Raw genomic sequence first — 22,800 nt, 5'->3', positions numbered from 1 at the left:
AAATAACTTGCGTTCTTTTCCGGTAAGAACAAAACTATAAACACACAGCGCAACAATAAATACATTCAATATAATCCAATTCGCGTTTTCCATTAAAAATTCATTCATTTTTCCTCCTTTGAATAATATATGCCAACTATTAAAGTAATAACTGCAGCCACCAAACAAAAAACAAAACCACTACTTGATCCGCGAAACACTTCGTTTGCCACTGCACCCGCAAAAAGGATCTTTCCTAAATCCAAAAACAATTTACCAAACACCGAATTCATAAATCCTCCATTTTCCTATAAAAATACATTCTCGCATAAACAAATAGTAAAATTATCTGCAAATAAGCTAACTTTTTTCAGCTTTTATTCTCTTCCAAAAACTTCTCCAGTTTTTTTACGGAAATATTTTCTATCGGCTTGATTTTCGGCTCGGCGAATAGTTTTATGCCTAATTCTTCTACTAAAAAACTGAATTTTCTTGAAAATTCGTTGTCTGCGGTTTCTACTAAATCCGCCGCTTTATTTCTGTAAAAACGTATTGTTTTCTCGCATTCTTCAAAATGTTTCGGCGAATTAAGCGCTTTGTCTATTTTGCAGATAAGAGCTTCCACATATTGCGGATAACGCTCAAAAATCTCGAGCGGACAATAACCGCTGTTAAATTCTTGCTCGTAAATGTCAAGGTCTTCCTCTATGCTTTTCAGTATTTTGGAATTCGGCATTTTTCTGAGCTCCGCGCCAAGCCGACATTTTACACGAATTACCGCCTCTTTGTATTTTGCCAAAGTATCTAAGGCGTTTCGTTCGTTCCTTTTTAGTATTTCGAGGCGATTTTCGCGAACAACGTTAAATTCCTCTTGTGTGTTTACGTTTGTTATTTCAAAGCAGACAGCCTCAAACACAATATCGTAAAGTCGAGGCGATGTGCGCAGTTTTCTTTTTAGCCACATTAAATCATCGGTTATTGATAATTCGAGCAGTTTCGCCAAACCACGCTTGTGATTATTTTGCGCCGCTCTAAGTGATGCATACCATACAAGATTTACGCCGTCTTTTGTTGCCGTTATTGCAGGATAACCGTAATCGTCGGCGATACTGGAAACGATAACATCAGTAGGGGCAGGTTTCAAACCTGCCCTTACACCTGCCCTTACATCTCCCCTTACCTCTATCGCCAATATTTCATCATAATTCTTTATTGTTTTTTGCTCAAGATAGGCTTTAAGTTTTGGTTCTCCGATATTTTCTATCGTTTTTATGCGCATTTTTTTTGCTTTTATCTGCTCAATAACATTATCGGCGACAAAAGGCATTTCGTTTTCGGGGATTTCTACCGTTATTCCGTCGTCGTCCTGCCCGAAATTTCGCTTGTATGACAACTTGAAACGCGTATTTCCGACCTCGAGATAATCGGGATATTTATTTTCGCTTTCGTCTTTCATTGTGAGGAAGTCGTCGCCTTTTTCTTTTTTTATTAAGCCTCTTAACTGATTGTCGGAGGCGATATTTTCAGGAATTCGTTTGTCGTAAAAATCTAAAAGTTCGTAGTCCGAAATTGTTCTTAATTTATTAAAAAGGTCGGCGTTTTTTATTAGAAAATCGTATTTTTGCTTTGTAGCTCCCTCGATTAAAGCCGATTGAATAAAGATTTGGCGCGCCTCTTTCGGATTTATATTTCCGTAAAATCGCTTTTGTCCGCTTGCTATTTCCAAGCCGTAAAAAAGAACGCGTTCTTCGGCGACAACGCTTCCGATATTCGGGTCGTAATACGGAATGCCGTATTTTCGTTTTATCAGATTAGGCGCAAAATCTATAACCCATTTCGGGTCTATAGGTCCTAATGTTCGAGCGAAAACTCGGCTTGTTTCGGTGATTTGTTGCGCCATAATCCATTGCGATTTTCGCTTTTTTCCGCCCGCAAGAACACTGCCGGGGAATATATGCACCACTCGACCTTTTGTTGCGGAATATGCGTTTTTTTCGCTGTCGAATGTTGCGATATTTCCCAAAAGTCCCGCGCAAATCGAGCGGTGAATTGACCAGCGATGCGTTTCGGTCAGATTTTCAAAGGCGACGTTTACCTTACCGAAATTTGGGTCGTATTCTTTGCAGGTATCGGCGATTTGTTCGTAAATATCGCCCCATTCCCGCATTCTGTTAAATGACAAAAAATTGTTGGCGCAATAATCGCGCATTGTTCTCTGCGATTTTTTTGTTTCGGCAAAGGAATTATTAAAAACGCTCCAAGTTTTAAGAAGAGACATAAAATCGGAGTAAATATCTTCAAATTTTTTGTGCGCGTTGTCGGCGACGTCTGCTTGTTCCGTCGGACGTTCGCGCGGGTCAACTATCGAAAGCCCCGCGGCGATTATCGCAACCTGTTCGCTCACCCCCATTTTTTGCGCCTCGATAATCATTCGTGAAATATGCGGCTCAAGCGGAAATTTCGCCATTGTGCGCCCTATTTGGGTTAGTTGTAGGGGCGGGGTTTGCCCGCCCTGTTGCTTGTGCAACATTTGCGTATTTGGGCGGGCAGACCCCGCCCCTACGTTTTTGTCGTCATTTTTTATATTGTTTGAAACCGCCCCCAATTCGTACAACTGATTCACCGCGTCGTCAATTCGGCGCGGTTCGGGCGGTTGAATGAAAGGGAATTTTTTAATGTCGCCCAAATTAAGGTTCAGCATAGACAAAATAACACCCGCAAGATTTAGGCGTTGAATTTCGGGAAGCCTAAAATCTTCTCGACCGTCAAAGTTTTTTTCGGAGTAAAGCCTGATACAAACTCCGTCGCTTACGCGCCCGCTTCTTCCGCTTCGCTGTTTTGCTTCGGCTTTGCTTATTTCTTCGACGGGCAGACGATTTGTGCGCAAGTTCGGCGCGTATTTGGCAATTCGCACAAGCCCCGTATCGACCACGTATTTAATTTTCGGCAGAGTGATTGACGTTTCGGCAATATTGGTGGAAACGATAATTTTTCGCGCGTCGGTATCTTGGAAAATTCGGTTTTGCTCGGCGTTTGTAAGGCGAGAAAAAAGCGGTAAAATCAGTGTTGAGTTTTGCCGCAAACGCCCTTTAAGTTTGCGCGCCGTCTCTAAAATATCGCGTTCCGTCGGCATAAAAACCAAAATATCGCCGTCGTCCGAAATGTCTTGAATGTATTCTACCGATTTTACGGCGCGTTCAACGTAATTTCCTTCGTCGCCGCTTTCAATATCGTCGTAAATTATTTCTACGGGAAACATTCGCCCCGAAACTTCGACTACGGGAGCGTTGTTAAATGCTGCGGAGAAAAGCGAGGTATCCATTGTCGCCGATGAAATAATCAGTTTCAGGTCGGGACGGGTTGGCAGGATTTTTCGCAAATATCCGAGTATTAAATCTATGTTGAGCGAGCGTTCGTGCGCTTCGTCTATAATTATTGTCGAATATCCGAGCATTTTAGAGTTGTTTACGAGTTCTTGGAGCAAAATTCCGTCGGTCATACATAGAATTTCGGTATTGCGCGATAATTTTTGCGAAAATCTTATTTTGTAGCCGACAAGCTCGCCCAAAGGCGTTTTGCATTCGCTTGCAATACGCTGAGCAATCGAAGTCGCGGCTATTCTTCGCGGCTGAGTTATTGCGATTTTTCCGCGTTCGGCAAGTCCGATTTCTCGGCAGAATTGAGGAAGCTGGGTCGTTTTTCCCGAGCCTGTTTCACCGCTGACAATCAGCACTTGCTCTTTTTTGAGAAGTGATATTATTTCGTCTTTTTTTTCGGTTATCGGCAACATAATGGAAGTAAAATACTATTTTCCGCGATAAAAAAAGAGGAGAAATTGCAAATCTTACCGCTGTACTCCTAATTGTAGCGTGTGCAGGCGTCCGGTTTTCGAGCTACAGTGCCAATTTTTTTCTATTTCTGTAATTATTTTACACTTTTGATATATCACTTTGATATATTTTATATCCGAAAAATTTGACTTTTCACGAATTTAAGCGGAGTTTCGCGTTTGGCACAATATTTGCTGATAGGCATACAGTAAAAGTTAAACTAAAAAAAAGGAGTTTTTATGAGAAAAACAATTTTTATTGCAATGCTTACGGCGGCATTTGCGTTTGCCGAAACTGAAATGGAAACGCTTCGAGCGGAGATTGAACGACTGAACGCACAACTTGAAATTCAGAGGTTGAACGCAGAAATTCAAAGCCTTCAGCAAGTACAATCGGCGGAAATTGCGGAAATCGGCGCAACAGAAATTATCGAAGACGAAAGAAATGAAATCGTTTTAACCGAAATCGACACAACTGCCGAAACCGTAAACGCATTCAGAAAAATAGTTTTGGAAAACCGCGAATGGACGCGAAACAATTTTGTCGGAATAGGCGGCGGACTTGCCATCGGCGCAATGTTTCTGGACACGCGCCCCATCAGAAATTATCTGAGAGAACTACAAATGATACCCGACAGAGCAGACTGGGAAAATCCGCTGAAAAACTCTAATCTTTCCCAAAATGTCGGCAACAGAGAGCCTGTTTTCCTTATCGGAGGGTTCGGACACGGAAATTTCGGCAACGGAACAATTGCAGGCGGCGGCGGATACGGAATATTAGCACAGATTTCGTCTAATGTCGCAGATACTACTTTTGTCGCCACCATTGCGGGAGGATACGGCGGATTTATTTTCGGCGGCGGTTGGAGCAATCGCAAAAACGCCCTAACAATTACAACGCTTGTAGGCGGCGGCGGACTTGCGGTCGATGTCAGCAAAAGGCATAGCGGTAGCGCATTCGACAAATCAAACAATTGGAAATGGGAAGACAGGGACAATGTTTTAACCGAGGGGTCTGCGTTTTTCGCCCTTGAGCCGCAATTGGCATACACCCTCTCATTTATGCGTTGGTTTCACTTAGGAATTGAAACATCGGCGCTTCTTATGCACTCTCGAAGAGGTTTTAACTGGACAAACAGCTACACAACCATTAACCCTTCTGTAAAACTTCGCTTGGTTTTCGGATGCATTTAAGGAGTCGAAATGGACTTTTTTAGAGGGATTGCAGGACTTTTCTTGTATATCGGAGCGCTTTTTGTTCCTGTTGACGAAAGTCGGTTGGATGTAAGAGCGCTCAATTCCGACAGCGACGCACATTACCATATCCGAACAACATTTGAGTTCCAATGGAGCGACAATTTAACTGATATTGTTAACGCGGGAATACCGATTACAATGAAATACTCCGCCCGCGTCGATCGTCAAAGGCAGGATTTTTACAGGATTTTGCGTCGTCCCGTCTCACAAAGATACTATTTTGTAATAGACAGCGTTCCCGGCGGCGACACTAATTCGCGAAGTTTCCCGAATATCCCCGTGGCGCTCAGACATTTCAGACAAATTGAGTGGGAAATCGACAATTCGGCGAAAAACTTGGATTTCAGCGTAGAAATTCTGAATTCGTTTGTACCGAGTATGGAGATTTACGTCGATATTTCACCTGCTTTCGGCGGACGCAGGTTCAGCGAAAGAATAAGAATAGAAAACGCAGAAAACACAGGAAGAAGGTCGCGATGAAAATCCTTAACAAGCCTGAAATCGAGTTCAAAATTCTGATTGTCGCCTCGCTGTTTTTTGCGCTTTTCGGCTTGTTTTTTGTATATCTTTACGAAAACGAACTCGATATTGCCGTAAGAAAAGGTATGAACAGCAATTTGACCGATTTTTTACGCAGGCAAGCAGATACAATTCCCGAGGCGCAGGGACTTCTGGAACACCAACTGCAATGGGAAGCAACAGCGCCGTTTATAGCAAAAACGCAAAAAGACAATCTCAGAAATATGATTTTGTATTTTCTCGCTTTGGTAATGCTTTTAATGTTTTTCATTATCCGCTACATTACCTCGCCGATTAAAAAAAGAGAAAAAATAGCCGCTATCGAAAAAACTTGGCGCGACATAGCCAAAACAATGGCACACGAAATCAAAAACCCGCTTACTCCGATGAGGTTAAGCATAGACAAAATCGAGGAAAAAGCAACGTTTTCCCAAAACATCAGTAGCGAAGAAATCGCAAAATTTACAAAAAGAATAAACGAGCAAATTGACAATTTGGAGGATTTGGTGAATAAATTCAAAAGTTTTTCGCAAAAACAGACGGCAAATCTGCAAAGCGCGTATCTTCGCGACGTTATAATAAAAGGAACTGCGGGTATGTCCGATAAAATAAAAACGCAAATAAACGGCGACGCATTTGCAATTTTGGACGTAAGTTTTTTCAATCAGATTTTGCTGAATTTATACAAAAATTCAATCGGCGCAGGCGCAAACGCAATGCAAATCGACATCAGCGAATTCGGACGAAAAACCTTAATTTCTTTCACCGACAACGGAAAAGGCATAGAAAAAGAAAAACTTGACATAGTGTTTTTGCCCTACATAACTTTCTCCGAAAACGGCTCGGGAATTGGACTTTCCGTGGTAAAAAGCTTAGTAGAAAGTATGGGCGGGAAAGTGTATGCGCAAAATCCCGAACAGAGCGGTTTCAAAATAATTATAGAACTTGAAAGGACAAAAAATGGAGCATAAAGCAAGAATATTAGTCGTCGATGACGAAAAAGACATCTGCGAAATGTTGAAAGAGTTGCTCGAAGAAGAGGGCTACATTGTCGAAACCGCAAATTCGGCGAAAGACGCGCTGAAAACTAACTTGTTTCAGACTGATACCGCCATTATCGACATAAAAATCGGCGCAGACGACGGAATAGTGTTGCTCAAGCAAATAAAGGAAATTCGCCCTGCGCTTCCCGTCATTATGATAACGGGACACGGCTCGGTCGAACTTGCCGCAGACGCGTTCAAACTGGGCGCTTACGAATTCTTAGAAAAACCGCTTCGACTTATTAAAGTAAGAACAACAGTGCGAAACAGCGTAGAAAAATATTTTCTCACAAACAGCCAAAACGAACGAACTCTGCCGATAGTGCATTCCGCGGCGATGAAAGACGTTTTTTCGCAAACCGCACGTTTGGCTCCGCTTAAAATGTCGGTTATGATTTTGGGCGCTTCGGGAAGCGGCAAAGAATTGGCGGCGCAATCGCTCCATTTTGACGGCAGTCGAAAAGATAAAAACTTTGTGATAGTAAACGCCTCAACTTTACCCGCAAATCTGGCGGAAAGCGAACTTTTCGGACACAAAAGAGGTGCGTTTACGGGAGCGGAATACAAGCGAACGGGCGCATTTGAAAAAGCCGACGGCGGCACGCTTTTTATTGACGAGATAGCCGATTTGAGTTTGGAAGTGCAGCCAAAACTTTTGCGCGTATTAGAGACGGGAAAATTTACGCCACTGGGCGCCGAAGACGAAATTTCGGTCGATGTGCGGGTAATAACCGCGACCCACAAAAACATAGAACAAATGGTCGTCGAGGGAAAATTCAGGGCGGACTTATTTTATCGTTTATCTGCATTTGTCATAAAAATTCCGCCCTTATCACAGCGAAAAGAGGATATTTTGCCTATAGCCGAGAAATTCTTGAAACAGGCAAGCAAAGAAATCGGCGAAGTTTTGGAGTTTTCGCAAAGTGCAAAAAATCTGCTTTTATCACTTGAATATAAAGGAAATGTGCGCGAGTTAAAACATATAATTTCGCGTGCTTGTCTCTTTGCAAACGGCAAATTTGTCGATGAAGACAGTATAAAATTGGCGCAAAACTCAAATTTAACCGATAAAACAGGGGCGACGGTCGCCTATTTTTCAATGGATTACAAAACTGCAACAGAGGCGTTTGAGTTAGATTATTTTACCAATCTTCTCGAAAAAAACGGCGGAAACATAACTTTGTCTGCGGCGCAAATAGGAATGGCACAGTCAAATCTGTCCCGAAAACTAAAAGCGCTCGGAATTAAAAGATAGAAAATTGCAAAAAATTAGCGTTTTTTCCTCTTTTGCTTGTGTGCGCTTATGTATTTTAGGTGGGAATTTTTGAAGTTTTTATAGAATTTTACGGAGAATTTAATGCGGCGCATATATATGGTATTGATGTTTCTTGTGGTTTTGACAGCGAGTGCTTTTGCTCAGAAAGTATTGCGAAACATCACTATTGAAGGGCTTATAATAGAGCGAGAAAGAACTGTTCTTTCAATGCTTCCCGTTGCCGAAGGACAAACCATAACAGGCGACGATATTCCGAGAGCGACAAGACAGCTTTTCCGCTCGCAAAGGTTCAGAACTGTTGACATTATCCCCGAAAATGAGACCGAAACGACCATTGATTTGAGAGTTGTGGTCGTCGAAAACCCGCATTTAGACGCGGTGGAGTTGCGCGGAAACAGAAGAATTAACAGAACGCGTCTCAACGAAGTCATAAATGCTCGGCAAGGAGAGCGCCTCAGCGACGCAAGAGTGCATTCTATTATCACAAACATACGAAACTCTTATGCCGACAGAGGATATTTGAATGTCCAAATAGAAACCGAACTTGTTGAAACAATGGTTGCGGGATTTGTAATTCTGAGAATAAACATTGTTGAAGGCGACAGAATTCGCGTTGAAGAAATAAATTTCAGCGGAAACACGGAATTTTCCGACAGAAAACTGCGAAGAAGGTTCAGAACAAAAGAGCGACACATTTTCAGTAGCGGAGAATTTAACGAAACGCTTTTCCATCAGCATTTGGATTCGCTTGTTTTGGCTTACAACGACGAAGGCTTTATGAACGCCAGAATTGTGAGCCACGATGTGCGCAAAAATGACGATAATACAGGAATTATAATAGACATAGAAGTCGATGAAGGGCAGAGATATTTTGTCGGAGATTTCTTTTTTACAGGCAACGAAATTATCGACGAAGAAGCGTTGCAAGCGGCGGTTATGATGCAAAGAGGCCGCCCGTTCTCTCGCACAAGATTTTTGATGACCCGCCAATCGGTAACAGGCGTTTACAGAAATCACGGATATTTGTGGGCAAACGCAGAGCCGCGGCTTAGACACAGAGGCGACACAATTGACGTTATTTTCAATATGACCGAAGGACGCCCCGCAATCGTCAGAAGAATAGAAATTTCAGGAAACGACAAAACGCGCGACTTGGTAATCAGACGCGAATTAAGGATTTTCCCCGGACAAAGATTTGACCAAGCGGCGATGGAGCGGTCTATAAGAGATGTGCGCCAACTCGGCTTTTTTGAAAACGTGATGCCCGACTTTGCAATGAATAACGACGGCACAATAGATATGATATTTAATATTCGCGAGCGCGAAAACATAGGGCAATTTTCGGCAGGTATAACATATTCGGCGCAGGACAGATTTGGCGGCAATTTCGGAGTTTCCATACCAAATTTCAGAGGAACGGGACAGCAACTCGACGCTATGGCGGAACTTGCGGCAGGAAGACAGCGCTATTCCATAGGATATATGGTACCTTGGATTTTCAATACGCCGACTTCGTTTTCGGGGCAGATTTTTTATGAAGACCTGAGGTTCAGAAACCAACTTTTCAACTACACGAGAACGGGTGTAGAATACGGTATCGGAAGACGTCTGCGTTGGCCCGACGATTTCTTTTCTGCGTCCATTCGCCATCTTATAAGCTATGACCACAACAGAATAGACTACCGCCAAGTGGAAGACGAACTGGAAGAGAGAGCTGTAATTGTAAACCGAGGCATTTTAAGCCGCTGGCAATTAGGAATTGCCCGAAATGACACAGACTTACCGCATTTCCCTACTCGCGGTTCTATTTTCAGAATTACAGGTCAAATCGGCGGAAGCGGCGGTATCAGAAGCGTAGATGACAGATGGATTTTTGAGCCAGAAAATAATTATCTTGGTTTGAGCAGATTTGACTTCATAAAAGGAATTGTAACTTACGAATGGTATTTGCCGCTGTTTTGGCGCTTTGTTTTGGGCGCAAACACAAAATTCGGCACAATTGCCTCATTTTCGGGCAGACCTGTTATCGGCTATAACGATTTATTTCAGGTCGGCGGCGTGTATTACGACGGAGTTGTCCGCGGCTACAACGAAGGTGAAATCAGCAGAAACTTAAATATGGTAACACTTTCAGGCGAACTTCGCTTCCCTATAGTTGACCAGCAATTTTATATGGGAACATTCTTTGATATGGGTAATGGATGGTTGCGTATGTCGGATATAGATATTACCGATATGAAACGCGGCGTAGGTTTCGGTTTCCGCCTTATGCTTCCGATGTTAGGGCTTTTGGGCTTTGATTTCGCGTGGGGACTTGATGACCCGAACGCACATTTTATGTCCCGCGAACACAGCCCGAGATTCAACCTGCACTTTATTATGAACAGAGGGTTCTGATAATTAAATGGTTCTGATTTTTTTGTTTGTAGGGGCAGGTTTTAAACCTGCCCTTACTTTTTTATTCGGCTTTTAATTTCAATATCGTCTGAAACTCACCGATACCATCAAACTGCTCTACAAGTTTCAAACCTGCGCTTTTTGCATAATCAAGCATTTCATCACTATGATACATTCTTGATGTTCCGTTCGCCATAGCGGTAAAGTAGAGTGAAGTTCCCACAAGCCCAAGTTTTGCCTGCGCGTGTCTCTGAATATCGACAAACGGCTCCATTATATACAAATTTCCGCTATGCGAAAGCGCAGATTTTCCACGTTTCAAAAGTTCAATAATATCTTTCGGAGGAAAGCAATCTAAAAATTGGCTCATCCAGACAACGTCATAATTTGTCGGAAACGGCTTTGAATGGTCGAGTAAATCAAGCGCAAAACCGTTTATTCTGTCGCCGAAACCTGCTTTTTTCGCGTTTTCTTTGGCGACTGTGAGTTGTCCTTCGTGGTCTAAAATTGTGATATTTGCCGTGTTTGAGAAATTTGCACATTTTAATGCAAATCGCCCTGTATTTCCGCCGACATCGAGTATTTTTTTAGCAGTGTTGTCCGAAAAAATTAAATTCAGCGCTTCGTCGAATGCAACATCGGAGTAATAATGGTCGAATTCAAACCAACTTTTCTTTACATTTTCGGGAAGTTGCGACAGTCCCGAATAAATCGTGTCCCATTCGCCGAAAACTTTAAGACCGACAGGCTTTTCTTCTTCTATTGACTTGTCGAGAAAAAACAAACCCTGATAACAAACGTCGTTTATGAAATTCATATTTCTTTTTGTTATTTCGTCTGTTAAAAGGAAAAATCCTGTTTTAGAGAGATGGTATTTGTTTTTGGCTTCTTCAAAAATCAAAACGCCTGCCTGCTCGCCCGCTTCAAGCAAAATTCTTGCGGAGTAATTGTTTAATTTGCAATGCGCGGCAATTTCTTTTTCGGTCTTTCCGTCGTCATTGTTATTCAGAAAATCCAACACTCCCTTGTTTCGCAAAATCAAGGTCGCCTGAAAAAAAGCAGGCGCAAATGTCAAAAAATGCGCCTTTATCGACGCGTTATATGCTGTTGTTTTATCATTGCCGAAACGTTTTTTGCTCATTTTTCCTCCGTATTTTGGGAGGAAAATACGATTTTCCCTTACACAAAAGCAGAAAAAAATGTAATTTTTTATAAAAAATGGGGAGCAAGCATTACCCAAAAAGTATTTTCTCTCCAATTCTGAAAAAAGAAACGGAGAAATTTATGAAAATAAGCGATATTTTAGCGCAAAAGCAAACGGCTTTGAGCTTTGAATTTTTTCCGCCTAAGACAGCGGCGGGCTTCGATAAATTATTTGAAACGGTGCAAAAACTCAGTTATTTATCGCCTGCATACGTCAGCGTCACTTACGGCGCAGGCGGCTCTACCCGCGAAAATACACGAAACCTTGTCGCTAAGATACAAAACGAAGCAGGGCTTACCACTGTCGCACATTTGACCTGCGTAGGCGCAAGCCGCGATGAAATTCGCGAAATCCTGCAAAATTACAACGACGCGGGAATTGAGAATATCCTTGCGCTTAGAGGCGATATGCCAAAAGGCGCGATAGATTTTGTTCCCGCCAAAGACGGTTTTGAATACGCAAGCGAACTCGTGGAATTTACCAAGAAAAACTTCCCGAATATGGGAATCGGAGTTGCAGGATTTCCCGAAGGACACCCGACAACGCCTAACCGCCTTATTGAAATCGACAATCTTAAGCGCAAAGTTGACAGCGGCGCGGATTACATTTGCACACAGTTGTTTTTCAGTAATGCCGATTTTTATGATTTCTGCGAGCGATGCGAAATTGCGAAAATAAATGTGCCGATTATAGCGGGAATTATGCCTATAACCTCAATCGCGAGTATGCAAAGAATTGCCGAATTATCGCTTGGAGCCCGTATTCCTGCAAAACTTCAAAAAGCCATTTACAGAGCGCCGAATGACGAATACGTCGAAAAAGTAGGAATACATTGGGCTGCAGAGCAGGTTAATGAGTTAATAGAAAATAAAGTGCGCGGAATACACCTTTACACACTCAACAAATTTGAGCAGATACACAAAATTTGCGAGAGTATCGGCATTATTTCTTCCACGCAACTGGAAAAATAAGTCAAGAAGCCTATATTATTTCTTCCGAATACTTGGATAAACAAGCCAAAACAGCGAAAACAGCACACAGAAAATCGCAAACCAATCGCCAAAGCGGCGATAAATTGTGCTGTTAAGCGCTTTCGCAATCGGCATTTGTACGACCTCGCGGGTGTAAATTTCGGTTTTGGCAAGGAAACGCCCGAAAGGGTCAACCGAAAATGAAATGCCCGTATTTGCGCTTCTTACCATTGAAATACCGAGTTCTATCGCCCTTACCCGCGTCATTTCGGCGTGTTGGATTGGCGCGGTAGTTCTTCCGAACCAGCCGTCGTTTGTTATATTTATCATAAGATTAGCGCCGGCACCGTGGTTTACTCTTCTTCGTGTAAATTCGGGATAGACGTTTTCGTAGCAAATAAAGGGTGCAATTCGCAAATCCTCTATTTCCCAAACGGAATACTCGCTCCCCGAAACAAAACTTCCGCCTCTCAAATCAAGGCGGCTTATCATAGGCAGAGCCGCGGAAAACGGCGTCGTTTCTACAAACGGAACAAGTTTTATTTTGTGGTATCGGGCGTAGTTATCGTAAAGATTAGACAATTCGGGACTTGCCCAATACGCTGTATTGTATGCTCCGTCAACACCGCCTTCGCCTCTGATTGGGGTAAGCGAACCAAAAATTATATGCGAATTATGTCGTCTTAACCAAGACCCGACAGCAACCAACGCCGACGGCTGATAGCGCAAATGCGTAAAAATCGCGCTTTCGGGAAGAATGAAGATGCCTCTGTCCATATTTGTACTTGCGTCCAACAAACTGTCCAAAACCTCCATACATTCCATAAGCGAGGAAAATCCGTACCAATTCTCCATATCAGCGTTTGGCTGAAGAACAATCGCCTTTATTTCGTGGGTATCGACGGGACGCACTCTTACAAATCCCCAAAGACAAAGCATTGCCACGACGCAGGCAAGAGAAACTGCAATTTTTTTGCCACGCTTAAAAAATACGAGATTGTAAAGAACTACGGCAGAAATTACCGCCAAAAACGACAAACCCCAAATTCCCGTAATGCTGACGACCTGCGACAAATAAAATAACGGAGAAAGCGAATACCCCGAAAACATCCAAGGAAACGAAAGCTCGCCGAGTGTAAGCACGTATTCAGAAACAACCCAAACAGACGGAATAAAAAGAATGGCGACTTTCGGACATCGTTTAAGAACAAATGCCGACAAAACCCCAACCAAAAGAAATCGCAAAGCCAAAAAGAGCGATAAGCCGATGGTCGCAAAGAAAATAAGCGGTTGCAGTCCCTGCAGATTTACTATAGCCATCCACCAAATTGTGCCGAAATACCAAAACACGCCCCAAGAGTACATTTTCAGGCGCGCGGGTTTCTCCGAGTAAATAAGGGCAATAAATGGTATTATTAAAAGAAACGACATCGCAGGCAAAATTGAGGCAAAAAGTCCGCACAAAAGTCCTGATAACAAAACAACAAATAAATTAGTCAAAGGTAAATTCTCTATTTTCATTCTAATTCCTTTCATAAACCTATATGGGCGTATTACAACGCTCATACAAAATAAATCAACACAAAAATACTAAATTTACGCGGTTGTAGAAAGAGTTTTCTTGAAAATGCTCGAAAAACATTCGGTAAGGTCGTCATTTACGGCGGTAGAATTGTAAAATCCCGAAGAAATTCGATTTTTGATTTCCGAAAGATCTTTTGCTTTTACCTCGCTATGCAAAGAATTTGATGGAATATATGAGTCTTCGCGTAAAATTCTCGCGCTCGACGACACAACTTTCGCACTCTTGTCTCTGTTATGAGCAAGCTCCAAATACGAAAAATAGCCTGTAGCGGCAAGGTTTTTTACTAACATAACTCACTCCTACTCCATTAGGATTTTTGAGACAAATCCATTTATCTCGTCCGTTTCTGTATATCGGTATTTTTGTACGAAATCTTTAATTTTATTTTCGGAAATTTCAATAAAAAAGTTTTTTTGTTGTTTTTTATAGATTTTTTAGTTTCTTATATAAAAAAAATAGTATTTTACCATATTGAAAATCATTTTGTTGTTAATTGTCCGTTTCAGGAGGGTTAAAAGAGGATATGAGCCGCCTACTTAACCGTAAAGCGCTCGTGCTTACTTTATTTTTGGCATTTGGGCTTTATGCCGATTTAGTGAGTACTTCGCCATATATAATTGCAGTTCCGGCTTCAGCCAGACAATTGCAAGCGGCGCTTGCAAGAAGTCAGCGCGGAGACACCCTTATTCTCGAAAACGGGAGATACAGGGGAAATTTCCGCATCCCTCCCGGCGTAACCATTAAAGCAAGAGAAAATGGGAAAGCGCAAATTACAGGCAATGGTCGCGGAAACGTAATCACTTTGTCAAACGGAAGCAGTGCAATAGGACTTTCGGTTTCGGGAGGGCGGATAGGGATATTCTCGGACGGCATAGACAACGCGATTATCGCAAATCGGATACACAACAATTCTACGGGCATTATGGCTGTTGCGCACTTTGTAAGAATTGAAGATAATCTCATTTTTCGCAACTCTTCTTCGGGAATTCAGCTGTGGGATGTAAACACGGACGAAGAAATTTTTAACAATACAATAGTTTTTAACGATAATCACGGATTATCCATCGGAGGCACTTCAGCAGTGGGTTTCGTGAACAACATAGTGGCATTCAACGGACGGTTTGTGGTGCAAATAAATCCGGAATCAAAAATTTTTCAAGCATTTAATGTGTTTTTATCGTATATTCAAGTCAATATGGCTTTGCCGGAAAATAACTTCTCGTTTGACCCCGAGTTTATTAACCCCGAAGCAAATGATTTTCGCGCGAGAAGAACCTCGCGAATATTTAACAATGGCAGAAATGGTGCAAATATAGGGTCAAGAATATATACTGCTTTGTAGATTTAAGGTTGTAGAAAAGAAAAAAGATAGGAGTTTAGTTGTATGAAACAAAAATTTATCAGAACGGTTGCCGTAATTGCGACGTTGGTTTGCGCAGTGTCTGCGGGCGATGTAATTATGGTGCCGTCAACAGGAATCAGAACGATTTCGCAGGCGATCGTAAGAGCGCGGTCGGGGGACACAATTATTGTGGCAGACGGTATCTACAGAGAGGACGTGTTTGTCACGACAGGCGTTTATTTGAGAGCGCAACACCTTCACGGTGCGGTAATTGACGGCGACGGAAGAGGGACAGTGGTTACTCTTGCCGGTAGCGCGGGTATTGAGGGCTTTGAAATCCGAAACGGAACAATCGGAATATTCAGCCGAGACGCCGACGTCGTAATAAGACGAAACCGAGTTGTCCGAAACTGGATGACGGGCATTTTGGTATTGCGCCATTGTCCGACAATCGAGGACAACATCATCGCCTTCAACAGAGGTTCGGGGATTGTCGGTTGGAACTTACGCGCGGCACGTGGAGCGATAGAGCATAACACAATCGCCTACAACGCCAACTTCGGTTTGCAACTCGGCGGAGTGAGCAATGTTGAAGTTCAAAACAACACAATTGCTTTTAATCAAAGATTTGGATTAAGAGTAAACAGCGAATCGGCAGAAGCGTCCACCATAAGACACAATAATTTTTGGGAAAACTTGAGACAATTCCACGATAATCCTGAGGGTAATTTCTCTTTTGACCCTGCATTTATTGCTGCAAGAGTGAAATATGATTTTAATCCTGAACCGACATTGTGCTGCGCAATATTGAGCACCGCGGGAGAAAATCTCGGCGCACGGTTGAGCAGAAGAAGATAGTAATAGAAAGAAAAGAAAGGGATAAAATAAAATGAGTATCAAAAAAACATTAACAAGATTTGCGGCAGGGGTATTGATTACCTGTTTGGCGGTTTCAGCCGCGTTCGGCGCCGGTCTTCCGGGTGAATTCTACATAACGCAGAGATGGAGAGACTTGTTTGCTCCGTACTCGCCCGCAACAAACCCCGCGCTTTTGACGGAAGAAAATCACGTTGCTATCAGAGGTGTTTGGTCTCCGAGTTTGGGAAATGCCTTTTTCTTGTATGAAACAGGTGTAGTAGTTCCGCTCGGGCTCTTTCAATCGGTCGGTTTTACGGTTTTGGGTGTTACTTCCAACGAGCCTGTTCAGGGTATGATGTGGGACGAAGTCAATCAAAGGATCGTGCCGACAGGAGCTACGTGGAACGATAACCACATGCTGATTATGGGTTCATACGCAATTAACCCGTTCAACAGATTGAGTTTGGGTGTTAACCTTAACTTTTTCAGAACGCCTAACTTCGGACAGCCTATACAAGGTTTGTCTTTGGACTTGGGTACAACTTATCGTATAACAAACCACCCTGTTTTGGGAGAGCATATCGTAGGTATTAACTTTCAGAACTTGATTTCGCCGAACCTCGGTCGTCCCGACGGTGAAGATTTCACCATAGCGACACAGTCAATTAACGCGAAAATCAATTGGTTGGGCTGGTTTTGGGACAGACAAATTAACGCAGGCGTTGACTTTGACATAAAAGACTTTACCACGCAGGCGGCTAATTTCGCAGGAACTCCAGTTCAAGACCCTGAAACATTAGAGTGGGGCTGGGCTCGCGACGGAAACAAAGTTGTAGATTTCGACTTTTCGGGAAGAGTCGGCGTTTGGCTTATGAGAATGCTTAATGCTTCTTTCCACTTCGGAACAGGGCACTGGGGTCTTTCGGGCGGTATGAACGTTCCGTCGATTTTCGGCGGTCGCGATTTCCAAGCGGCTTACCAATACACAAGCATTACCGACGACAGAGCGTCTTTTACGCACACTATCTACTTCAGAGGACAGTTTGGTCCGCACAGAGAGGAAATCTTTGCGCGCAGAATGGCTCGCCAAGTTGCGCTCGGACCCGGTCGTTTGTATAACCAAATGTTGCAGGAGCACTATGCGGGCAACTACTGGAACTCGTTCTTCTTGGGCGGTCGTATTCTTACGGAATTCCCCGACTTCTTCCGCAACGACTTTGTTAATCTTTATATGAACCGCAATATGGAAGAAATGGATATGCGTGAAGCGGCAGTTGAAGGTTTCAACGATATTTTGAGCGATTATCCGCGCTCCCCCGTTGTTCCTTTTGCACGTCTGGGACTTTTGCGCCTTGCTTATCGTGAAGGTGATTTTGCACAGGTTTCAAACTTGTTCAACCTTATAAACGTGGACGCAACGCCTGACTCTGTTATACAAGCAGCCGCTTACTATCAAGGTGAAGTATTCTTGCAACAAAACAGAATTGCAGACGCAATGTCGCATTTCTCAATGGTGCCGTCATCGCATCCGGACTACATATTTGCGCAACATTCTTTGGCTATTGCTTCTGCTATAAACGGTCAAATGGACAGAGCGATTGAGCATTTGGACAACGCTGTTCAGGCGCCTGCAAGAACTAACGCGCAAAGAGCGGCGCAAGACCGTTCGTATTTGCTTATGGCGTTCTTGTATTTTGAAGGTAAAATAGAGACAGGTCAATCGCTAACAAGAGCAATGGCGGCTCTTCGCAGAATAGGTACGGCAAGCCCGCACCGTGCGGAAGCACTTTTGGCTCAGATGTGGGTTGCGCTTCAAGGCGGAAACAGAGCGGAAACACTTTCTGCGGCAAGAGCGTTGCAAGGAGCGACCAACGACCCGATTCTTCTGAGCGAAGCGGATTTAATTCTCGCTTATATGGATATGGCTGAAGGCGGAGCGGCAAGAATATCGCAAGTTATAACAACTTTGGAAGCGGCGCAAACTCGTTTGCAGGCATTCCAAGCGCCGACTGATGCGCAACTTCGCGAAAGACGCAATCAATACAACGACGATAGAGCGACATATTTTGAAACCGCGCAAAGAGCAAAACAACTTGCAATGGTTTCTCAGTCGTCTTACGTAATTGGTCTTATTGATGAACTTGCTCCCACTCAGAGAGCGCAAGAAACGGAAGTAAGAGCGTTCGGCAGATTTATGGATGACCGTGAAACAAGCATATTCTTTGGTCGCGAACACGACAGAGTGCTTGACGACGTATCTTTTGCGCTTGCGAAAGCAAGAGAAATTCAAGGCGCGGCGGCGGCGGCAAGAGCGGCAGAACGTCTTGACAACATTGACGAAGAAATGCGCAGATTGCAAGAGCAACTCAGAATGCTTGAACAGTAATAAGCGCGAGGTTTATAATTGTAAGGGCGGATTTCAAACCCGCCCCTACATTTCGGAGACGTGAATTTATATAGGGGGCATACGAAAAATACGTATGTCCCTTTTTTGAAAAAGAGGAGATTTTATGCAACTAAGTAAAAACATTGGTATGTTTCGGAATTTGACGGTAATTTTTATACTTTTTGCGATGGCGACAACTGCGTTTGCTCAAGAAAGAATATATGTCTCACCCGCAAGGCAGGGGAAATCACCCATAAGCAATGCAATGGTATCGGCAAGAGCGGGAGACACGATAATTCTTGCGGATGGCAGATATGTTGAGGACGTGGTCGTTCAAAACGGCGTTATTCTTTACTCGCCCAATGTTTTTGGGGCGCATATTATCGGAAACGGACGCGAGGCGGTTGTTCGGCTCGGTAGGGATTCTCGAATTTCGGGTGTTAGAGTGTCGGGCGGAAGAAACGGAATTGTCAGTTCTGCGACAGGCGCCGTCATCGAGAATTGCTATATACACTCAAATAACGGTTCGGGGATTTTATCAACAAATCATTTGCCTGCTATACAAAATACTATAATTGCCAATAATCTTAATTCGGGTATTCAGGCAACGTCGATAAGTTATGTGGGTGGTGAACTGCGCAATTTGACAATCGCACAAAATCGCAGAAACGGCATTGAAATTGACGGTTTGCGAGACAATATTGTTATCCGCGACGTCATATTTTACAGAAACAGCAACAGAGCAATACAAACAAGAGACAGAGAAAATCTTAATCTTGTAAATCTGATAATTTTCCCGGAACAAGGCGGAATAACAAATCCCGACCCAACTTTGATTGGACGACCGAGATTTACAGGAAATTTTTGGAAACTTCGAGATGGCTCAATCGGTCAAAAGAGAGGAACAAGCGGCAAAGATATCGGATTTGTAAAATAAAACCTGCATTTCGTTTGGCGCAAATATTATTTTGCAGAGAATTCGTGGAGGATTTTATGAAAACACTAAGGATTTTATGTTTATTTTTGCCACTTTTAGCAAGTGCAACTTTTGCAAGAGCGCTTAATCTCTGGGCTGAGCCGATGTGGATGGGAAGTAATCAAATATTGCACAGCAACAGACCCGAAGTCAACATCAACAGCGATGGTGATACTGATACTACGCTGACAAAATCGTTCGGCAACAAATCTATGTGGGGGTTCGGCGGAAATTTAAGTTGGATGCCGAGTAGCAACATTGCAATTGGACCGAGCGCTGTTTTTTCGTGGAGCAATACCAGAGAAAAAGACAAAGGCGTGGCGGGCGACACAGTTCTGAGCCGCGAGTTGATTGTTATGATACCTCTTGCCTTAACCATTACCATAGACCCAATTCCGCAATATAAAATTCACCCCATCGCTCACCTTTCATTAGGCTATAATTCGGTTTTTATACGCAACCGGTGCGAAAGAGAGAAGGCAACAGTTGGCATAAGCGATATTGACGGATATTACAACGGAGTTTTCATTAAATTCGGCGCAGATGTTATGGTGGATTTAGGAAAACAGTTCTCGCTTTTTGCAGGACCTCAGATGCAGATTTCTACAGTTACACGCAGAAGCGGCGGAAACATAATTGAGCGCAATTTTAATATGACGGGCATTAGATTTGGAGCGAGTTTGTTATTATGAGTGTAAAACGCTATGGAGTCGTCCTTGACGGAAATTCTATGTCTATTGACAACGTTGTCACCCTCGGAGACACGGACGCTCAAATCCTATTAAGCGAAGAAGCGCTGATTTTGTGCTCAAAAAGCAGAAAAGTCCTCGAAGAAGCGGTAAACGCAAAACAAATTATATATGGCGTAAACACATCTTACGGTCCTATGTGTAATAAAATAATAAGCAACTCCAAACTCGAACAATTACAAGTAAATTTACTTCGCTCGCATTCGGCGGGAATGGGACCGATTTTGCCTTACAATATTTGTAAATCAACATTTGCAATTCGCATAAACTGCTTGGCAAAAGGCTTTTCGGGCATTCGTCCCGAACTATTGGGCTTTATGGAAAAGGTTTTTAATGCAGGAATTGCCCCCGTAATTTACGAGAACGGAAGCGTTGGCGCAAGCGGCGATTTAATTCATTTGGCGCATTTGGGACTTGGACTTATAGGCGAAGGCGACCTTTATCTTAACGGCGAGGTTATGCCTGCAAAAATAGCATTTGAAAAAGTAGGACTGGAGCCGATAAGACTTTCTTATAAAGAGGCTATTTCCATAATGAACGGCACTTCTGCAATGAGTGCAATAGCGTGTTTTGCCATACACAAAGCAAGAAAACTTTTTAACGCGCAAATTTTATCGCTTGCCTTTGCTATGGAAATATTCGGCGGTTGCGAAGACGCTTTTGACACCGCGCTCCACGAAATAAAACCGCACGAAGGACAGATACTTGTAGCCGAAAAAATACAGCATTTGCTTGCAGGTTCGCGAAATGTACGAAACTTGCACGACTATAATAACAGCCACCGTTGCGAAAATACGGCAAACGCTGTAGTCGAAGTCCTGCAAGATGTTCAGGATGTTTATACATTGCGTTGCTCTCCGCAGGTTTTAGCGGTGCTTTACGACGCGATAAAATATGCGCAAAAGGTGCTTTTAACCGAAATAAACTCGTCTAACGACAACCCGCTCATAATTCCCGAAGGCAAAAAAATACTTCACGGCGGCAATTTCCACGGACAAAGCGTATCGTTTGCAATGGACAGCCTCAGAATTGCCGTTTCTACGCTTTGCAATATAAGCGAGAGACGACTTAATAAACTTCTGGACAAAAATCTCAACGGCAATCTTCCCGAAAACTTGGCGGCTGGCGACATAGGTTTGGAGATGGGTTTTATGGGAGCGCAGTATTTGGCAGTCTCGACTACCGCCGAAAACAGGCAACTTGCCGCACCTATGAGCGTAAACAGCATTTCCTCCAACGAAAACAACCAAGATATTGTGAGTATGGGAACAGTTTCGGCGCGTCTTGCGTTAAAATCCGTACAAAACGCAGAATTAGTGCAGACAATGGAAATTTTGGCGGATTTGCAAGCGTTGAGTTTTCAGGACACCGAAAAAATGGGTGTGCGGATTAAAAAAGTTTACGATAAGTTTTCCGAAAGCTACACGCAATACAACTGCACAAGAATATTTCGCGAGGATTTGGTGAGATTTCGCGATATAATTTTTGAAAAGACCGTAGAAACCATAGGCATTATTTAATGATACCCGTAATTCTGGGACCTACAGGTATCGGAAAAAGCGACATTGCAACAGAACTTGCAAAACAAATCGGCGGCGAAATAATATCCTGCGACTCTCGACAAATCTATAAATATATGGACATTGCAACCGCCAAGCCCACAAAAGAAGTGCTTGCTTCCGTAAAACATCATCTTATCGACATAACAGAACCCGACGAAGAATATTCGGCGGTGCGTTGGGCGACGGACTGCGCAACGGCAATCGACGAAATAAAAAGCAGAGGCAAAGTTCCGATAATTTGCGGCGGAACATTTTTTTACATTTACGCAATGCGAAACGGCTTCGATATTTCTTCAAAACAAGACCCGAAGCTTCGCAAAGAACTGGAAGAATTGATTGAAAAACAGGGTGTCGAAAAACTTCACAAAATGCTTTCAGACAAAAATGCAGAGCGCGCAAAACAAATAAACCTCGGCGACAAATACAGAATACTGAGAGCGCTCGAAATAGAGTTAGGCGAAAAAAACGAATTCCCAAAAAACGAGATTGAGCGCGAATTTTTATATTTTGTTTTAGCTTGCTCTCGTGAAAAACTTTACGAAAAAATCGATAAACGCGTCGATAAAATGCTCGAAAAAGGGCTTTTTGAAGAATATGAAAAAATTTGCGCCAAATATCCCGACCCAAAAACTGCGGGAAGAAATTGCGTAGGCTACCGTGAATTTGATGATTTTATCCGACATAAAGACAGTTTTGAGAATTGTGTTCGACTAATAAAACAACATTCGCGCAATTACGCAAAACGGCAATTAACGTGGTTGCGCAACAAAGAAGCGGACAAAAAAATAATTGATATTGAAAAATTAGCCAACGACAGCAAAAACATTGCGCGAGAGTTAGGCGATTTGTTATATTAAGGTAAATGAT

The 22,800-nt window shown here is 43.0% G+C and carries 18 protein-coding genes; 13 read left to right on the top strand and 5 right to left on the bottom strand.

The features are described from left to right. Positions 1-104 precede the first annotated feature (104 nt). Entirely contained in the window at positions 105-272 is a 168-nt protein-coding gene (locus FWE23_01150; protein ID MCL2844049.1) for a hypothetical protein, read from the bottom strand. Positions 273-349: 77 nt separating this feature from the next. Beyond that, on the bottom strand, positions 350-3,769 hold the full coding sequence (hrpA, locus tag FWE23_01145) for an ATP-dependent RNA helicase HrpA (GenBank protein ID MCL2844048.1): 3,420 nt from the start codon (positions 3,767-3,769) through the stop codon (positions 350-352). Positions 3,770-4,048: 279 nt separating this feature from the next. Between hrpA and FWE23_01140 the strand changes: the two genes are divergently transcribed. From FWE23_01140 to bamA, 5 genes are all read left to right on the top strand, one after another. Further along, a complete protein-coding gene (locus FWE23_01140; GenBank protein ID MCL2844047.1) occupies positions 4,049-5,002 on the top strand; it encodes a hypothetical protein in 954 nt (317 codons plus the stop codon). Positions 5,003-5,011: 9 nt separating this feature from the next. Continuing rightward, positions 5,012-5,545 carry a hypothetical protein gene (locus tag FWE23_01135; protein ID MCL2844046.1) on the top strand — a complete coding sequence of 178 codons (534 nt, stop codon included), beginning with the start codon at positions 5,012-5,014 and terminating at the stop codon, positions 5,543-5,545. After that, positions 5,542-6,555 carry an ATP-binding protein gene (locus FWE23_01130; protein MCL2844045.1) on the top strand — a complete coding sequence of 338 codons (1,014 nt, stop codon included), beginning with the start codon at positions 5,542-5,544 and terminating at the stop codon, positions 6,553-6,555. The genes FWE23_01135 and FWE23_01130 overlap by 4 nt, the downstream gene beginning before the upstream one ends. Beyond that, positions 6,545-7,882 carry a sigma-54 dependent transcriptional regulator gene (locus tag FWE23_01125; GenBank protein MCL2844044.1) on the top strand — a complete coding sequence of 446 codons (1,338 nt, stop codon included), beginning with the start codon at positions 6,545-6,547 and terminating at the stop codon, positions 7,880-7,882. Before FWE23_01130 ends, FWE23_01125 begins: the two co-directional genes overlap by 11 nt. Before the next feature lie 117 nt (positions 7,883-7,999). Next, entirely contained in the window at positions 8,000-10,300 is a 2,301-nt protein-coding gene (bamA, locus tag FWE23_01120; GenBank protein ID MCL2844043.1) for an outer membrane protein assembly factor BamA, read from the top strand. Between the two features lie 61 nt (positions 10,301-10,361). Here bamA and FWE23_01115 read toward each other — a convergent pair whose 3' ends face one another. Beyond that, entirely contained in the window at positions 10,362-11,441 is a 1,080-nt protein-coding gene (locus FWE23_01115) for a class I SAM-dependent methyltransferase (protein MCL2844042.1), read from the bottom strand. Positions 11,442-11,584: 143 nt separating this feature from the next. Here FWE23_01115 and metF point away from each other — a divergent pair, with 143 nt between their 5' ends. Beyond that, on the top strand, positions 11,585-12,475 hold the full coding sequence (metF, locus tag FWE23_01110) for a methylenetetrahydrofolate reductase [NAD(P)H] (GenBank protein MCL2844041.1): 891 nt from the start codon (positions 11,585-11,587) through the stop codon (positions 12,473-12,475). 15 nt (positions 12,476-12,490) lie between these two features. Here the strand turns inward: metF and lnt are convergent, their stop codons facing one another. Together lnt and FWE23_01100 are read right to left on the bottom strand one after the other, a co-directional pair. Continuing rightward, entirely contained in the window at positions 12,491-13,996 is a 1,506-nt protein-coding gene (lnt, locus tag FWE23_01105; GenBank protein ID MCL2844040.1) for an apolipoprotein N-acyltransferase, read from the bottom strand. A 75-nt stretch (positions 13,997-14,071) separates the two neighbouring features. Beyond that, complete coding sequence (locus tag FWE23_01100; GenBank protein MCL2844039.1) at positions 14,072-14,350, bottom strand: hypothetical protein; 279 nt, start codon at positions 14,348-14,350, stop codon at positions 14,072-14,074. Between the two features lie 233 nt (positions 14,351-14,583). On the opposite strand from FWE23_01100, the gene FWE23_01095 reads away from it, so the two are divergent. From FWE23_01095 to miaA, 7 genes are all read left to right on the top strand, one after another. Continuing rightward, positions 14,584-15,402 (top strand): right-handed parallel beta-helix repeat-containing protein, encoded by an 819-nt coding sequence (locus tag FWE23_01095; GenBank protein ID MCL2844038.1) that lies wholly within the window; start codon positions 14,584-14,586, stop codon positions 15,400-15,402. Positions 15,403-15,444: 42 nt separating this feature from the next. Next, positions 15,445-16,260 (top strand): right-handed parallel beta-helix repeat-containing protein, encoded by an 816-nt coding sequence (locus FWE23_01090; protein ID MCL2844037.1) that lies wholly within the window; start codon positions 15,445-15,447, stop codon positions 16,258-16,260. Positions 16,261-16,291: 31 nt separating this feature from the next. Then, the gene (locus FWE23_01085) at positions 16,292-18,646 is read left to right on the top strand and encodes a hypothetical protein (protein ID MCL2844036.1); all 2,355 of its coding nucleotides are present in this window, start codon (positions 16,292-16,294) and stop codon (positions 18,644-18,646) included. Positions 18,647-18,770: 124 nt separating this feature from the next. Continuing rightward, positions 18,771-19,583, top strand: a complete 813-nt coding sequence (locus tag FWE23_01080) for a right-handed parallel beta-helix repeat-containing protein (protein MCL2844035.1) — start codon at positions 18,771-18,773, stop codon at positions 19,581-19,583. Between the two features lie 56 nt (positions 19,584-19,639). Continuing rightward, a complete protein-coding gene (locus FWE23_01075) occupies positions 19,640-20,314 on the top strand; it encodes a hypothetical protein (protein MCL2844034.1) in 675 nt (224 codons plus the stop codon). After that, positions 20,311-21,891, top strand: coding sequence for an aromatic amino acid ammonia-lyase (locus tag FWE23_01070; GenBank protein MCL2844033.1), 1,581 nt, complete (start codon positions 20,311-20,313; stop codon positions 21,889-21,891). Before FWE23_01075 ends, FWE23_01070 begins: the two co-directional genes overlap by 4 nt. Continuing rightward, entirely contained in the window at positions 21,891-22,790 is a 900-nt protein-coding gene (gene miaA, locus FWE23_01065) for a tRNA (adenosine(37)-N6)-dimethylallyltransferase MiaA (GenBank protein ID MCL2844032.1), read from the top strand. Before FWE23_01070 ends, miaA begins: the two co-directional genes overlap by 1 nt. Positions 22,791-22,800 lie beyond the last annotated feature (10 nt).

Source organism: Chitinivibrionia bacterium, from assembly GCA_009779925.1.
Taxonomy (GTDB): domain Bacteria; phylum Fibrobacterota; class Chitinivibrionia; order Chitinivibrionales; family Chitinivibrionaceae; genus WRFX01.
Note: the sequence above shows the minus strand (reverse complement) of the source record. Positions and strands in the feature narration are given on the sequence as shown.